Origin of the sequence: Streptomyces caelestis (genome assembly GCF_014205255.1) — a bacterium.
Lineage (GTDB): Bacteria > Actinomycetota > Actinomycetes > Streptomycetales > Streptomycetaceae > Streptomyces > Streptomyces caelestis.
The window spans coordinates 6,742,613-6,756,750 of sequence record NZ_JACHNE010000001.1 but is presented as its reverse complement, the minus strand read 5'-3'; the positions used below and the strand labels follow the sequence as shown (position 1 = coordinate 6,756,750).

Below are 14,138 nucleotides of genomic sequence, written 5' to 3'. Positions count from 1 at the left end.
TACGGGGGAAACCCTCGATCCAGCCGGAAACCCACCCTCTATGGCGGCCAGTTGGGCGCAAATGACCCGGAGCGGCCCATGCCGGCGGGCGGCGCCGCGGCGGTGCTGGTGCTCACCGGCGGCGCCGCCCTGGCGGTACGGCCGCGTCGGCGCTGAACCGACGCCGCTCAGCCGTCAGTTGACGTTGACGGCGACGCCTCCCGTGGTGACCGGGGCGTACTTGGCGGTGAAGAAGGCGTTGGCGAAGCACAGCGACGAGCCGGACGTCTTCGTGAACTGCTGGTTGGTGAAGGTGATGCTGTTGTCGGCGTTGCTCGCCTTGCCGGTCAGGCTGGGGGCCTGGTAGACGCAGTTGATGGTGCCGAGCAGGGTGCGCAGCCGGACCGTGGACTGGATGGCGGAGCCCGTGCCCGGGGTCACGGAGACGGTGCCGTCCGAGGACACGCTGGTGGTGTAGGGCAGGTTGTCGACGGTGATGCCGCTGACGCCGAGCACTCCGACGACGTTGGCGGTGCAGCCGCTGGTGTCGAAGCTGTGCGAGGTCAGGGACTCGGTGGCGGTACCGGGAGCGGCCGGGTTGTCGGTGACGGTGGCGGCGAACGCCGACGAGGTGCACGAGATGCCGCTGGTGCCGGTCGCGCTGGAGTAGAAGGTGGCGGCGGTGCCGCTCGCCAGGGACGCGTCGAGGACGGCGCCGACCGCGACGGCCGCGCCGTCGGCGGTGGTCAGGACGGGGGTGTCGGCCGCCGACGCGGGGGCGGTGAGGCCCAGGGCGGCGACGGCTGCGGTGAGGGTGAGGAGGGTGCGTGTACGCATGCGGGTGTGCCTCTTCTCTGAAGCGGGGTGAGGGTGCGGGGACGACGCGGTTCGGCGTCCGACGTCGCCGGTCCGTCACGCCTTCTCCGTACGTGACGGACCGGCAACGGCAGACCGGTGACCGGCCGGAGGGACGCACGGGGACGGGCCTCCGGCCGGGCCGGGCGGGGGGGGTGGCACCGGCACTCTGGGGAAGGACCCGTGCCGGTGCCGTGAAGGGTCGGACTCGGGCAGTGGAGAGCCTGTGCGACGTACCGGGCGGCGAGCTGCCCGTACGGGACGAGCGGGTCCGGGAGACGCGGACGGTGCCGCGCGGCGGATCCGGCGCCACGGATCCGGTGGGACGAGGAGAGTTGTAGACCCGCCCGGCTGTCAACGTCAAGGTTCAGCAAGGGAGTTGTGCGTTCACTGAGGACTCCCGAAGGGCGGTGACTCACATAGGGCGCACATTGCACACTCTTTGTTCACACTTCCCTTGACCCTTCATGTAACCCCCGGTAACTTCCGAGTCGGCTACTGCGGCGTAACGAGAAAGCCCTTGCAACCGCCGGGAGTTGCGGGGAAAGCGTGCGTACGCGGCCGGTGTCCGCGCCAGGGCAACGTGCCACCGAAGTCCGATCCGCACCGACACGCACCTGGAGCAGACATGACCTCCTCCGCCGAGCACACCCTCGAAAGACCGGACGGCCCCGCCGCCGCGGACGTCGGTGACGTCCCGGCGCGACGCGGGCGGGTCCGGGCACGCCGGGCCGCGGTGATGGCGGTGCCGGCGGCCACGGTCGCGGCCGGCCTCGCGATCCTCACCTCGCAGGGAGCGCTGGGCGTGCAGTTCGCCATCTCCGGTATGCCGTTCACGGTCACCGCCACCGAGCTGAACGGCACCGGCTTCGCGCAGTTCGGCGGTCTGGACGAGATGGCCGAGGGCAGCCCCAACGCGGGTGACACCGGTGGTCAGGTGCTGGTCGTCACCTCCGTGATCAAGAACGCGACGCTCACCAAGCTGTGCCAGAGCGTGGACCTGGGCGGCACCAACCTCGTCATCAGGGCGGGTGGCGGCGCGGAGAAGGTCCGGGCCAGCGACCTGACCACCGACTCCACGGAGCTCACGGGCGACGCGGCCTTCACCGACATCGAGATCGGCAACGACGCCAGCACGCTCGACAAGGCCGGGCCGAAGGGCCGCGGACCGAAGGGCGTATTCAGCCAGCAGTCCGACACCGTGCACATCGCCAACCTGCGGCAGACCAACTACGCCACGACGGCAGGTGTGTTCAAGCTGCCCGGGCTGAAACTGGGCTTCAGCGGGTCGGGTTGCTGATGCCCGGCGGCCCACGCGGGAGGATCCGGCCCGCCTTCCGCCGGTGGCGGGCGGGCCGTCCCTTCTGGGGCGGGCTGCTGCTCGCCCTGGGCGGGGCGGAGGTCCTGCTCACCCTGAAGGCATCGCTGGACGTCATCCTGCACGTCGGCATGCAGGGCCTGGCCGGCTACCTGCTCCCGGCCGTGATGCTGCTGTGCGGTGTGCTGATCCTCTTCAACCCCTCCCAACGCCTGTTCTACTCGGTCATCGGGGTGCTGGTCTCCCTGGGGAGCTGGCTGACCTCGAACCTGGGCGGCTTCTTCGTGGGCCTGCTCCTGGGCGTGGTCGGCAGCTGCCTCACCTTCGGGTGGCTGCCGGACCAGGAACCGCGCATCAGCCGGCGGCAGCGCAGGAAGGAAGCCCGGGCCGCCAAGGCGGTGGCGCATCCCCTGGAGCAGGAGGCCGGCCAGGCCGCCTGAATCAGGCCAGTGACTCTCCACCCCCTGGCGTGGCCCGGCCGCGGCCACTTGGCTGGACGTGTCGCGGACCCGCCCACGAGGCGCGTCCGTGTGTCATGCGAACCGCCGCCAGCCCAGGGAGAGTTCAATGGAGTTCACGCATCCGATAGTGATCGACCCGACCGGCCGCGACATCCACGGCGAGGCCGACCGGATCCGCGAGCGCGGACCCGTCACCCCCGTCGAACTCCCCCACGGCGTTTCGGCCTGGGCGGTCAGCAGCGCCCCCTTGCTGAAGCGGCTGCTCACCGACCCACGGGTGTCGAAGGACGCGCGCCGGCACTGGCACCGCTGGCTCGACGGCGAGGTCTCACCGGACTGGCCGCTGTACACCTGGGTCGCGGTGCGGAACATGTTCACGGCCTACGGCACCGAGCACAAACGGCTGCGCACCCTCGTCGCCCAGGCGTTCACCGCCCGCCGCACCGCCGCGCTGCGGCCCCGGATCGAGGAGATCACCGCGGAGCTGCTCGACCGGGTCGCCAAGGCCGGGGCCGGCAGCGCGGCGGGCGGTGGGGCGGACGGTGCGGCGGACGGCCACGCGGTCGATCTGCGGGAGGAGTTCTGCTACCCGCTGCCCATCCAGGTCATCGGCGAACTGCTCGGATTACCCGAGGAGCTGGGCCCCGAGCTGCGCGTCGCGGTGGACGGCGTCTTCCACACCTCGGCCGACGCGGCCGAGGTCGCCGACAACTACGCCCGGTTCTACGCCGTCCTCGGTGAGCTCGTCGCCGTGAAACGGGCGGCGCCCGGCGACGACCTGACCAGCGCGCTGATCGCGGCCCACGAGGAGGAGAGCGGTACGCGGCTCAGCGAGCAGGAGCTGCTCGACACGCTGATGCTGATGATCAGCGCCGGACACGAGACGACGGTCAACCTGCTGGACAACGCCGTCCACGCGCTGCTCACCCGCCCCGACCAGCTCGCGCACGTCCGCGCCGGTCGCGCCTCCTGGGACGACGTCATCGAGGAGACCCTGCGGGCCGAGGCGCCGGTGGCCAGCCTGCCGCTGCGCTACGCCGTCGAGGACCTGCCCCTCGGTGAACTGGGCGGCCCGGAGGGCCGGGTGATCCGCAAGGGCGAGGCGATCCTCGCCGCGTACGCCGCCGCCGGACGCGACCCGGAGCAGCACGGCCCGGACGCCGGCACCTTCGACGTCACCCGGGCCGCGAAGGACCATCTGGCCTTCGGATACGGCGTCCACCACTGCCTGGGCGCCCCGCTCGGCAGGCTGGAGGCGCGCGTGGCCCTGCCGGCCCTGTTCGAGCGGTTCCCCGGCCTCGCCCTCGCCGTACCGGCGGACGAGCTGCGGCCGGTGGACTCGTTCATCTCGCACGGCCATCGGTCGCTGCCGGTTCTGACGGGCTGACGGGCGGCGCGGCGGGCCCGGCCGGATCCCCGGAGTCCGGGCCCGCCGCGCTCTCCTCCTTCAGCGCCCTCGCCTCGCTCTTGAGGATCCGCATCGAGCGGCCGAGCGAACGCGCCGTGTCGGGCAGTTTCTTCGAGCCGAACAGGACGATCACGACGATCGCCACGATCAGCAGATGCCAGGGCTCCAGTCCGTTGCGCAGCACGTCATTGCCCTCCCTCTCCTCGACAGTTGCTACATTGCGCAACTGTACAACCCCCGGGTGAGAGGCAAGCAGACGCCGATGACGGTCATCAGCAGCCGGAGGACGGAGCCGCCGCGGCACAGGGCCGCCCCGCGGGAGCACAGGCGGCGGGGCGGTCGCCGGCGTGGCCGAGGCGTACGGGCAGGTCTCGCCGCCTGTCTGGCCCTGCTCGTGCTCGCCGGGGCCGGTGCCGGCTGGCTGTATCTGAAGCTCGACGGTGACATCAGCACCTTCGACTCCGGCGGCCTCTCCGACGACCGCCCCGGGGCCGGCTCGTCGAAGGGCGAGAACGTCCTGGTCATCGGCTCCGACACCCGCACCGGCGGCAACGAGGCCCTGGGCGGCGGCGACAAGGACGACGTGGGCCGCTCCGACACGGCGTTCCTGCTGCACGTCTACGCCGACCACCGGCACGCCGTCGCCGTCTCCATCCCGCGCGACACCCTGGTCACCATCCCGCCGTGCAGACTGCCCGACGGCACCTGGACGAAGGCCCAGCCGGACACGATGTTCAACGCGGCCTACTCGGTCGGACAGACCGCCAAGGGCAACCCCGCCTGTACCCAGAACACCGTCGAACAGCTCACCGGAATGCGCGTCGACCACACCGTCGTCGTCGACTTCAAGGGCTTCGCCCGGCTGACGGACGTGGTGGGCGGGGTGCGGGTGTGCCTGCCGCAGGACGTGTACGAGAACGATCTCGATCCGCACCTCACCGCCCCGGGCAAGCTGCTCTTCCACAAGGGCGAGCAGACCGTCTCGGGTCAGAAGGCGCTGGACTACGTCCGCATCCGGCACGGCATCGGCGACGGTTCCGACATCGGCCGGATCAAGCGCCAGCAGGCGTTCGTGGCGAGCCTGTTGAAAGAGGTGAAGAGCAAGGGCCTCACCCCGACGCGGCTGCTGCCGCTGGCCGAGGCCGCCACGAAGTCGCTGACCGTCGACCCCGGCCTCGGCTCCGCCGACAAGCTGATCTCCTTCGCGATGTCCCTGAAGGACATCGACCTGCACGACACGAAGTTCGTCACCCTGCCCTGGCGCTACGAGGGTTCGCGGGTCGCGATCGTGCAGCCGGACGCCGACGACCTCTGGGCCGCGCTCAGGGCCGACCGCACGATCGACGGCAAGGACGCCGGCGGGAAGAAGACCGGGGCGTCGGGTTCTGCGGCTCCCGTCTCCCCCACGCCGGTCTCCGGTGAGGGCATCGACGTCGCCGTCTACAACGGCACCTCCGTCCCCGGCCTGGCCGCCCGCGCCGCCGCCGCTCTCACCTCGGACGGCTTCACCGTCACGGGTACGGCGACGGCGTCCGCCCAGGACCACACCACGACACTGGTCGAGTACGGCCCCGGCCTGGAGGACCGGGCCCGGACCGTCGCGGCGGCCTTCCCGGGCGCGGAACTCCAGCCCGTGACCCGCAGCGGGATCAGTGTCGTGCTGGGACAGTCGTACGCGGACACCCCGGCGGCGTCCGCGTCCGCTTCCGCGTCTCCGACTCCGACTCCGACTCCGACTCCGACCGCCGTACCGTCCGAGGTGGCCGACGGGGCCCGGTCCGCCGACGAGAACCCCTGCTCGGACCTCACCTACGGCTGACGCCGCCGGTACCGCGCCCGCGCCGCCGTCAGGGCCAGGGCGTACAGGCCGAGGACGACGGCCGGCAACAGGTAGAACGCGGCGGGCAGGGCCGTCATGCCGAGGGCCGCGCCGAGGGGGCTCGGCGGCAGCAGCAGGCCGACTGCGGCGAGGCCGGCCGCCGCGAGCGCGACCGGGCCGGGCGTACGGCTGCCCTCGACGCGCCGGCCGGTGCGCAGGAGCAGCATCACCATGGCCTGGGTGAGCAGGTTCTCGGTGAACCAGGCGGAGTGGAACACGGCTTCGTCGTCGACGGCGTCGGGACCGTCGAGCGCGAAGGCGAGCACGGCGAAGGTGGCGAGGTCGGCGACCGCGTTGAGCAGGCCGAAGCCGGTGACGAACCGCAGGAAGGAACGCGGCCGCAGCACGGCCGGACCGCGCAGGGCCGCCGCGCCGGGACGGTCGTGGGCGAAGGCGAGCTGGGCCGCGTCGAAGCACAGGTTCTGGGCGAGCACCTGGGCGGGGAGCATCGGCAGGAAGGGCAGGAGCAGGCCGGCGGCGAGCATCGCGACGACGTTGCCCAGGTTGGAGGAGAGCGTGACGCGCAGATACGAGGCGATGTTGCCGCTCGCGTGCCGGCCGGCGGTGATCGCGTGGCCGATCGCCGTGAGGTCCTTCTCGGCGAGGACGACGTCGGCGCTCTCCCGTGCCACGCCGACGGCGGAGCGGGGCGCGAGGCCGACGTCGGCGGCACGCAGCGCGGCCACGTCGTTCACCCCGTCGCCGAGGAATCCGACGGTGTGCCCGGCGGCGCGCAGGGCGGCGACGATGCGGGCCTTGTCCTCGGGGGTGCAGCGGGCGACGACGGTGGCGTCGCCCAGAGGGTGTCCCGGTTGGGCGGCGTTTCGTACCTCCCCCGGATCCAGGCCGAGTTCCCGGCAGGCCCGGGCCGCGGTGGCGGGGTGGTCGCCGGTGAGGACCTTCACGGTGACGCCGCGGTCGGCCAGGCCGCGCAGGGCCTCGGCGGCGGTCGGGGCGAGGGCGTCCCGGAAGGTCACCAGGCCCCTGAAGGTCAGGCCCCGTGGGTCGGGGCCGCGCGCACCGGCAGGGCGGTCCGCCGTCGCGACGGCGAGGACCCGCAGCCCGGCGTCCGCCTCCCCGGCGGCGAGCGCCAGCAGCCGGTCGCGTTCGCCGGGCTCCGTCGTACACCGCTCCACCACGGCCTCCGCGGCGCCGGTGACGACGACGGTGTGGCGCCCGGGGGAGCCTCGTACCACCGCCGTGGAGAAGCGCCTTACCGGGTCGAACGGCACGGCGTCCACGCCGTCGTACTCCTCGCCCACCGGCCCGGCCGCCTCCAGCAGGGCCTCGTCGAGGGCGTCGGGCGCGGGCAGTTCGGCGAGCTGGAGGGTCCACCAGGCGCCGACGGCGGCCCAGCGCAGCACCTCCGGGTCGTCCCGGCCGGCCGGGTCGAGGGCTCGCTCGACGACCGGCCGGTCCTGGGTGAGGGTGCCGGTCTTGTCGACGCACAGCACGTCGACCGCGCCCAGGTCGTGCAGGGCGGGCAGGCGTTTGACGATCACGCCGTGGGTGCGGGCCAGCAGGGCGGCGCCCCGGGCCAGGCAGGTGGTGACGATCACCGGCAGCATCTCGGGTGTCAGCCCGACGGCGACCGCGACGGCGAAGGGCAGTGTCTCCGGACCGCGGCCGCGCAGGGCGGCGTTCGCCATCAGCACGAGGGGCGGCGTCAGCAGCATGAACCGGATCAGCACCCAGGAGATGCCGTGCACGGACCGGTCGAAGGCCCCGCCGTCCCGGCGGGCGGCCGGCTGCCGGTGAGCGGCGGCGAGCCGGGTCCCGTCCCCGGTCGCGACCACGACGGCGGTGGCGGTGCCCGTGGCGACGGTGCTGCCCTGGAAGCAGAGAGGGGAGTCGTCGGGGCCACCCGACCCGGGCGGCCCCTCCGCCGCCCTTTTCACCACCGGCGCCGACTCCCCGGTGAGGGCCGCCTGGTGCACCGTGAGGCCGCGTGCGCGCAGCAGTCGTACGTCCGCCGGGACGAGGTCCCCGGGGCCGAGGCGGAGGACGTCGCCGGGGACCAGCTCGGTGACCGGCACCTCGCGGGGCCGCGGCGGCTCCCGGGTGTCGTCGCGCCGCACCACCGTGGCCGTGCCGGCGACCAGTTCGCGCAGGGCGGCCATGGAGCGGTCGGCCCGGTGCTCCCCGCTCGCGCGCAGCACGCAGCTGACCGCGACCAGGGCGAGGATGACCACGGCGGTGCCCCACGAGGCGACGGCGGCGGAGACCACGCCGAGGCAGAGCAGGACGGCGGTGAAGGGATCGCGCAGGGCGTACGCGCACCGGCGGGGCCACGACGGCGTGCGCCGTTCCGGCAGGGTGTTCTCGCCGTGGGTGCTCAGCCTGGCCGCGGCCTCGGTCCCGGTCAGCCCCCGGGGCCCCGACTCCAGCCGCCGCAGCACCTCCAGGGTGGTGCCCCCGGCGGCCTCAGAGGCCATGGAGGCGGCGCCGCGGCGGTGCGGCGCGGTCGGTGAGCCGGCCCATCATGAGCCGTACGACGTCGACGATGTCGGGGTCGTCGACGTAGTACACCTGCCGACGGCCCTCGCGGCGGGAGCGGACGAGTCCGGCCAGCTTCAGCTTGGTGAGGTGCTGGCTGACCGCGGGCAGCGCGCCGCCGACCCGCTCGGCGAGGCCGGTCACGTCGCTCTCGCCCTGGGCCAGCGCACAGACGATGTGCAGGCGGGCGGGCGAGGCCAGCAGCCCGAAGGCCGCGGCCGCCTGGGTGAGCACGTCGGCGGGCGGGTCCTCGAAGCCACTGCCGGCTGCCGCCACCGTCGCCGTCCCTTCCGCCGCCTTCGTCGTCCTGCGAGCCGCACCAGTCTAGGCGGGCCCCGGCAGCCGGCCCGGGAGGCCTCTTCCGCGCGGTACGCGGCGACGTCCGAACCGCACGGACGGTACGGAAATCCGGGGGATGACCTCGATCGTTCGACCCGTCGGACAGATCATCACGATGCGGCAGCGGCAACTCACGGCATGTGGCTGCTCACTTGACGCCCAGTGCTCACACACGGTTGGCTCCGGGCCAGCGAGAGTCATCCGGTCCGTGCTCAGGTGCGGTCCGTGAGTGCTCTCCCCCTGCTCTTGCTCGGCCGCACAGCGAGGTCCGCCCCTCATGAACACTCCTCCCCCGCCGCACACCTCCGCGAGACTCACCCGTGTCGCGGCCCTGGTGTCCGCCGTGTGTCTGCTGGTGGCCGGCTGCTCCGTCCTCGGCGCGAGCGACGACGGGCCGGACGCGGACCCGGTGGGCGGGCCGGGCGACGGGATGAAGGTCGCCCTGATCACGCACGGCGGCAAGGGCGACGCCTTCTGGGACCTGGTACGCAGAGGCGCCGAGGCGGCGGCCGCCAAGGACGGCATCGACCTGACGTACGCCAGCGACTCCGACGCGGCCGCGCAGGCCGCGCTGGTGCGGGACGCGGTCGGCGACAAGGTCGACGGCATCGCGGTGACGCTGGCCAAGCCGGCGGCGATGCGGGGCCCGATCGCCCGGGCCAAGGCGGCCGGCATACCCGTCGTCGGGCTCAACTCCGGCATCGACGCCTGGCGGCCCGCGGGCCTGCTGGAGTACTTCGGCCAGGACGAGTCCGTCGCCGGCCAGGCCGTCGGCGACAAGCTGGACGAGGTCAGGGCCAAGCACGCCCTGTGCGTCGTGCACGAGCGGGGCAACGTCGCGCTGGAGGCCCGCTGCGCCGGCGTGCGGAAGACGTTCGCCGGCGACACCGACAACCTGTACGTGGACGGCAGCGACATGAACGCGGTGACCGCCACGATCGCGTCCCGGCTGCGGCAGGACTCCAGCATCGACGAGGTCGTCACCCTGGGCGCCCAGTACGGGCTCAGCGCGGTCAAGGCCGTCGAGCGGGCCGGCAGCAGAGCCAAGGTCGCCACCTTCGACCTCGACAAGGACCTCGTCAAGGCGGTCCAGGACGGCGACGTGCAGTTCGCCGTGGACCAACAGCCCTACCTCCAGGGCTACCTCGCGGTGGACGCCCTGTGGCTGTACCGGACCAACGGCAACGTCAGCGGCGGCGGGACGGCTCCGGTGCTCACCGGTCCCGCGTTCGTGACCAGGTCCAACGTGTCCGCGGTGGCACGGTTCGCCGCCGCCGGGACCCGGTGACCGGGCACGTCCTGTGACGGTGTCGCCAAAGATTCGGTCAGGCCCGGCCCGTGCGGTCACTTGTACGGATAGCATCCTGCTCATCCCTTGTGCCGTAACCGGCACCCCCACACCCCCGCGCCCGTCCTCCACCCCCCGCCCCGACCGATCCGCCTCCCCGTTCCTCCCTCCCCGCTGATCGCCCTAGGACGACGATGTCTCGACGGACAGGTGCCCGGCGCCACCTCGGATCCATACGACTCTCCCTGGTGCTTGTGGCCCTGGTGCCCAGCGTCACCCTCGCGGCCATGTGGGGTGTGACGACCATCCAGATGTTCTCGGAGGGACTTCGGCTGCGTGACCAGACGGAGCTGAGCCGGTCCACCGGTGCCATGGGCACCGACACGACGCTCGCCCTCCAGCGGGAACGCAGCCTGTCGGCCGCCTGGCTGGCCTCGCCGCACGGCTCCCGGGCCGCCCTCGACGCGCAGCGCGAGGAGACCGACGCGGCGGTCGCGAAGCTGGTCGGGCAGGCGGACGCGATCGAGAAGGCGCCCTCCCGCGTCTCGGACCGGCTGTACTCGGTGCTGGGCTCGGTGGGCAGCCTTGAGTACTACCGGGACCAGGTGGACGACCCGACCGACATCACCGCGCAGCAGGCGCTGGACCAGTACTCCTCGATCATCGACGACCAGATCCACGCCTTCCAGGAGCTCTCCCAGGTCGACGACGGCGACCTCACCTCGCAGGCCGGGCCGCTCGTCGGGCTGGAGCACGCGGCGGAGCTGGTCTCCCGGGAGGACGCGCAGCTGACGCTGGCGTGGCCGTCCGGGCATCTCGACGACAAGGCCTGGGTGCAGTTCGCGGAGTTGGTGAACACCCGGCGCTGGCTGGTCCAGGACCAGGTGGTGCCCCAGCTGACCGGCGGCGCCAAGGCACAGACCGAGCGGATCCTGGCGAGCCCGGAGTGGCAGACGCTTCAGGCCGTCGAGGACCAGGTGCTGGCGGCCCGCAACTCCAGCGCCGCCGCGGACCGGATCGCCCTGCCCGACGCCCAGAAGCGGTGGAACGCCGCCATGGACAAGCTGTCCGAGCAGTACGCGAGCCTGATCCAGCAGCAGACGACGGGCCTGCTCGAACGCAGTGCCGACAAGGCGGACGGGCTGCTGCTCAAGGCGGGGATCCTGAGCGCCGGCGGACTGCTCGCGCTGCTGGTGTGCGTCGGCATGTCCTGGCGGATCACCCGCTCGCTGTCCCGGCGGTTGCGCGGCCTGCGCCGGGCCGCCGTCAGCCTCGCGCAGGAGCGGCTGCCCGACGTGGTGGCGCGGCTGGAGCGGGGCGAGACGGTCGACCCGGAGTCCGCGACGCCCCCACTGGACTACGGCCACGACGAACTCGGCCAGGTGGCCCAGGCGTTCAACACCGCCCAGCGCACGGCCGTGCACACCGCGGTCGAACTCGCCGACACCCGGCGCGGCTTCCAGAAGGTCATCCTGGGCATCGCCCGGCAGAGCCAGAACCTGGTCAACCTCCAGCTCAGCAGGCTCGACACGCTGGAACGCGAGCACTCCGACCCGGACATCCTCAAGGGCCTGTACGAACTGGACTCCACGGCCAGCCAGTTGCGCCGCTACGAGGAGAACCTCGTCATCGTCAGCGGCGAACGGCCCGGCCGCAGCTGGAGCGAGCCGGTCGCGCTGATCGACATCCTGCGCAGTGCGGTCGGCGAGGTCGCCGAGTACCAGCGGGTGGAGGTGCACACCGAGGAGGAGGTGTGCCTCGCGCCGCCCGCGGTGGCCGACGTCATCCATCTGCTGGCCGAGCTCATCGACAACGCGACCGCGTACTCCCCCGCCCCGAGCGCCGTCACGGTGCGGGCCGGGATGGTCGCCAAGGGCCTGGCCGTCGAGGTCGAGGACCGCGGCCTCGGCATGTCGGAGGAGGACTACGCGTCCTTCAACGAACAGCTGGCGGTGCCCCCGCAGTTCGACGTGGTGGCGCTCGCCGACGACCTGCGGCTCGGCATGTTCGTGATCGCCCAGCTGGCCCACCGGCACGGCATCGCCGTCACCCTGCGCCCGTCGCCCTACGGCGGGACCACCGCGATCGTGCTGATACCGCACGACATCGTGGTGCAGGAGATTTCGGAGAACGGTGGCGTGACGAAGAACGGGCAGAGCCCGGTGGACGACGGGCGGAGTGCGGTGGACGTACCGGGTTCGGTCGACGGGCGGAGCCCGGCGGGCGTCGAGCACGCCGAGGTGCCGGAGAGCGCGGCGGTGCCGGAGGGGACCGGGACGCCGGAGGAAGCCGGGACGCCGGAAGGAGCCGGGACGCCGGAAGGAATCGAGACGCCGGCGCGCGCCGGAAGCACCGCCGGGTCCGCGAGCGGGTCCCGGCCCGTCGCCGCGGCCCGGGCCGCCTCCGCCGCCGCGTCCGCCGTCCCCGCCGCCGCGTCCGCAGCATCGGCCACCCGCTCGGCCATCCCCCGCCGGGACGGTCTCGCCCCGCTCCCCCGCCGGGTGCCGCAGACCAGCCTGGTGGAGGAACTGCGCGAGGAGCCCGCGCCCGCCGGCGGCGACGGCTCCCCCGACGACTTCACAGCGGAAGCGGCCGCCTCCTCCCTGGCCGGCTTCCAGCGCGGCACGCTCCGGGCCCGTGACGACGACGCCGAGCCGCCCTACGCCGAGGACACGGCCGCACCACCCCGGCAGGCCGCCGCCCCTGTCCCCTCGACTCCGCCCGCCGACCGCTGACGAAGGACACCGCAATGACACGCCCCATCCCCGCCACGCACACCCAGCTCGACCAGCTGCTGACCGGACTCGTGGAGCGGGTCGCCGACGTGAACCAGGCCGTGGTGCTGTCCGAGGACGGCCTGGTGGTCAGCAAGTCCACCGGGTTCCTGCGCGACGACGCCGAGCGGCTCGCGGCGACCGCGTCCGGCCTGATGAGCCTCAGCAAGGGCGTCAGCATGGACTTCCGGGGCGGCCCGGTGCGCCAGGCACTCATCGAGATGGCCAACAGCTATCTGATCCTCACCTCCGCCGGTCCCGGCGCCCACCTGGTCGTGCTCACCGGGCCGGGCGCGGACGTCGGTGTGGTGGCGTACCAGATGAACATGCTGGTGAAGAAGATCGGCGAGCACCTCAGCGCGGCACCGCGGGGCATGGCCGGGCCCGTCGTCGACCCCGGCGTGTGAGGTGGGCGGAGGCGACTCGGCGGGACGGCTCGTACGGCTGTTCGCGCTGACCGGTGGCCGGACCCGGCCCAGCCGCGCCGACTTCACGCTCATCGCGACGGTGACCGCGGTCGATCCGCAGCCCACGGCGGCGGCCCGGTGCCAGCCCGAGCACAACCGGATCCTCCGGCTGTGCGCCGAGCCGATGGCCGTGGCGGAGCTGGCCGCCCGGCTCGACCTGCCGGTGAGCGTGGTCGTCATCCTGCTCTGCGACCTGCTGGAGGCGGGCCGGATCACCGTCCGTCCGCCGCGCCTCGTTTCCCGCACCACTCCGGACCTGGACCTGCTGAAGAAAGTGAGGGACGGCCTTGGCCGGCTCTGACGTCGCCACCGACGCGTCCTCGGCACCCGACACGGTCAAGATCCTCATCGCCGGCGGCTTCGGCGTGGGCAAGACCACCATGGTCGGGTCGGTCAGCGAGATCGCCCCGCTGCGCACCGAGGAACCCCTGACCATGGCCGGTCTGGACGTCGACGACCTGGACGGGATCGAGGAGAAGCGGGCCACCACCGTGGCCCTGGACTTCGGCCGCATCACCATCAGCCGGGACCTGGTGCTGTACCTGTTCGGTACGCCGGGGCAGCAGCGGTTCTGGTTCATGTGGAACGACCTGGCCCTCGGCGCGCTCGGTGCCGTGGTGCTGGTCGACGTCCGCAGACCCGAGTCCAGCTTCGCCGCGATCGACTTCTTCGAACGCCGGGGCATCCCGTTCGTCGTCGGCGTCAACGGCTTCCACGGCGAACACCCGTATCCGCCGGAGGACATCAGGGAGGCGCTCGCGGTTCCGGAGCACGTGCGGGTGCTGCTGTGCGACGCGCGGGACCGGGAGTCGTGCCGGGACGTACTGATCGCCCTGATCGACCAGCTGATCACGACGGCGGTGCAGGCCTGAAC

At 72.8% G+C, this 14,138-nt stretch carries 13 protein-coding genes; 9 read left to right on the top strand and 4 right to left on the bottom strand.

Going from position 1 to position 14,138, the window contains the following annotated elements; genetic code table 11:
* Positions 1-174: 174 nt before the first annotated feature.
* Positions 175-816: a Tat pathway signal sequence domain protein gene (locus tag HDA41_RS30885; RefSeq protein ID WP_184989752.1), complete on the bottom strand. Its 642-nt coding sequence runs from the start codon at positions 814-816 to the stop codon at positions 175-177.
* A 646-nt stretch (positions 817-1,462) separates the two neighbouring features.
* Between HDA41_RS30885 and HDA41_RS30880 the strand changes: the two genes are divergently transcribed.
* From HDA41_RS30880 to HDA41_RS30870, 3 genes are all read left to right on the top strand, one after another.
* Positions 1,463-2,134 (top strand): DUF6230 family protein, encoded by a 672-nt coding sequence (locus tag HDA41_RS30880; protein ID WP_184989749.1) that lies wholly within the window; start codon positions 1,463-1,465, stop codon positions 2,132-2,134.
* Positions 2,134-2,592 (top strand): DUF6114 domain-containing protein, encoded by a 459-nt coding sequence (locus tag HDA41_RS30875; RefSeq protein ID WP_184989747.1) that lies wholly within the window; start codon positions 2,134-2,136, stop codon positions 2,590-2,592. The genes HDA41_RS30880 and HDA41_RS30875 overlap by 1 nt, the downstream gene beginning before the upstream one ends.
* A 127-nt stretch (positions 2,593-2,719) precedes the next feature.
* Positions 2,720-4,000, top strand: coding sequence for a cytochrome P450 family protein (locus tag HDA41_RS30870; RefSeq protein ID WP_184989745.1), 1,281 nt, complete (start codon positions 2,720-2,722; stop codon positions 3,998-4,000).
* Here HDA41_RS30870 and tatA read toward each other — a convergent pair.
* Entirely contained in the window at positions 3,957-4,205 is a 249-nt protein-coding gene (gene tatA / locus HDA41_RS30865) for a Sec-independent protein translocase subunit TatA (RefSeq protein WP_184989743.1), read from the bottom strand. The two genes, HDA41_RS30870 and tatA, sit on opposite strands and share 44 nt — an antisense overlap.
* Positions 4,206-4,283: 78 nt before the next feature.
* Here tatA and HDA41_RS30860 point away from each other — a divergent pair, with 78 nt between their 5' ends.
* Entirely contained in the window at positions 4,284-5,840 is a 1,557-nt protein-coding gene (locus tag HDA41_RS30860; RefSeq protein ID WP_184993869.1) for an LCP family protein, read from the top strand.
* Here HDA41_RS30860 and mgtA read toward each other — a convergent pair.
* Both mgtA and HDA41_RS30850 read right to left on the bottom strand, forming a co-directional pair.
* Complete coding sequence (gene mgtA, locus HDA41_RS30855; RefSeq protein ID WP_184989741.1) at positions 5,831-8,335, bottom strand: magnesium-translocating P-type ATPase; 2,505 nt, start codon at positions 8,333-8,335, stop codon at positions 5,831-5,833. The two genes, HDA41_RS30860 and mgtA, sit on opposite strands and share 10 nt — an antisense overlap.
* On the bottom strand, positions 8,325-8,672 hold the full coding sequence (locus HDA41_RS30850) for an ArsR/SmtB family transcription factor (RefSeq protein ID WP_184989739.1): 348 nt from the start codon (positions 8,670-8,672) through the stop codon (positions 8,325-8,327). Before HDA41_RS30850 ends, mgtA begins: the two co-directional genes overlap by 11 nt.
* Before the next feature lie 340 nt (positions 8,673-9,012).
* Between HDA41_RS30850 and HDA41_RS30845 the strand changes: the two genes are divergently transcribed.
* The 5 genes from HDA41_RS30845 (at position 9,013) to HDA41_RS30825 (ending at position 14,136) form a co-directional block, all read left to right on the top strand.
* Positions 9,013-10,023, top strand: a complete 1,011-nt coding sequence (locus HDA41_RS30845; protein ID WP_184989737.1) for a substrate-binding domain-containing protein — start codon at positions 9,013-9,015, stop codon at positions 10,021-10,023.
* 194 nt (positions 10,024-10,217) lie between these two features.
* A complete protein-coding gene (locus tag HDA41_RS30840) occupies positions 10,218-12,758 on the top strand; it encodes a sensor histidine kinase (RefSeq protein WP_184989735.1) in 2,541 nt (846 codons plus the stop codon).
* 14 nt (positions 12,759-12,772) lie between these two features.
* Complete coding sequence (locus HDA41_RS30835) at positions 12,773-13,204, top strand: roadblock/LC7 domain-containing protein (protein ID WP_020271575.1); 432 nt, start codon at positions 12,773-12,775, stop codon at positions 13,202-13,204.
* Between the two features lies 1 nt (position 13,205).
* Positions 13,206-13,565, top strand: coding sequence for a DUF742 domain-containing protein (locus tag HDA41_RS30830; protein ID WP_184989733.1), 360 nt, complete (start codon positions 13,206-13,208; stop codon positions 13,563-13,565).
* Positions 13,552-14,136, top strand: coding sequence for a GTP-binding protein (locus HDA41_RS30825; RefSeq protein ID WP_184989731.1), 585 nt, complete (start codon positions 13,552-13,554; stop codon positions 14,134-14,136). Before HDA41_RS30830 ends, HDA41_RS30825 begins: the two co-directional genes overlap by 14 nt.
* Positions 14,137-14,138: the final 2 nt, after the last annotated feature.

Excerpts from the sequence above, each read along its gene's own strand:
- HDA41_RS30885 (WP_184989752.1), bottom strand. The coding sequence starts at position 816 with ATGCGTACACGCACCCTCCTCACCCTCACCGCAGCCGTCGCCGCCCTG.
- HDA41_RS30880 (WP_184989749.1), top strand. The coding sequence starts at position 1,463 with ATGACCTCCTCCGCCGAGCACACCCTCGAAAGACCGGACGGCCCCGCC.
- HDA41_RS30875 (WP_184989747.1), top strand. The coding sequence starts at position 2,134 with ATGCCCGGCGGCCCACGCGGGAGGATCCGGCCCGCCTTCCGCCGGTGG.
- HDA41_RS30870 (WP_184989745.1), top strand. The coding sequence starts at position 2,720 with ATGGAGTTCACGCATCCGATAGTGATCGACCCGACCGGCCGCGACATC.
- HDA41_RS30860 (WP_184993869.1), top strand. The coding sequence starts at position 4,284 with ATGACGGTCATCAGCAGCCGGAGGACGGAGCCGCCGCGGCACAGGGCC.
- mgtA (WP_184989741.1), bottom strand. The coding sequence starts at position 8,335 with ATGGCCTCTGAGGCCGCCGGGGGCACCACCCTGGAGGTGCTGCGGCGG.
- HDA41_RS30845 (WP_184989737.1), top strand. The coding sequence starts at position 9,013 with ATGAACACTCCTCCCCCGCCGCACACCTCCGCGAGACTCACCCGTGTC.
- HDA41_RS30840 (WP_184989735.1), top strand. The coding sequence starts at position 10,218 with ATGTCTCGACGGACAGGTGCCCGGCGCCACCTCGGATCCATACGACTC.
- HDA41_RS30835 (WP_020271575.1), top strand. The coding sequence starts at position 12,773 with ATGACACGCCCCATCCCCGCCACGCACACCCAGCTCGACCAGCTGCTG.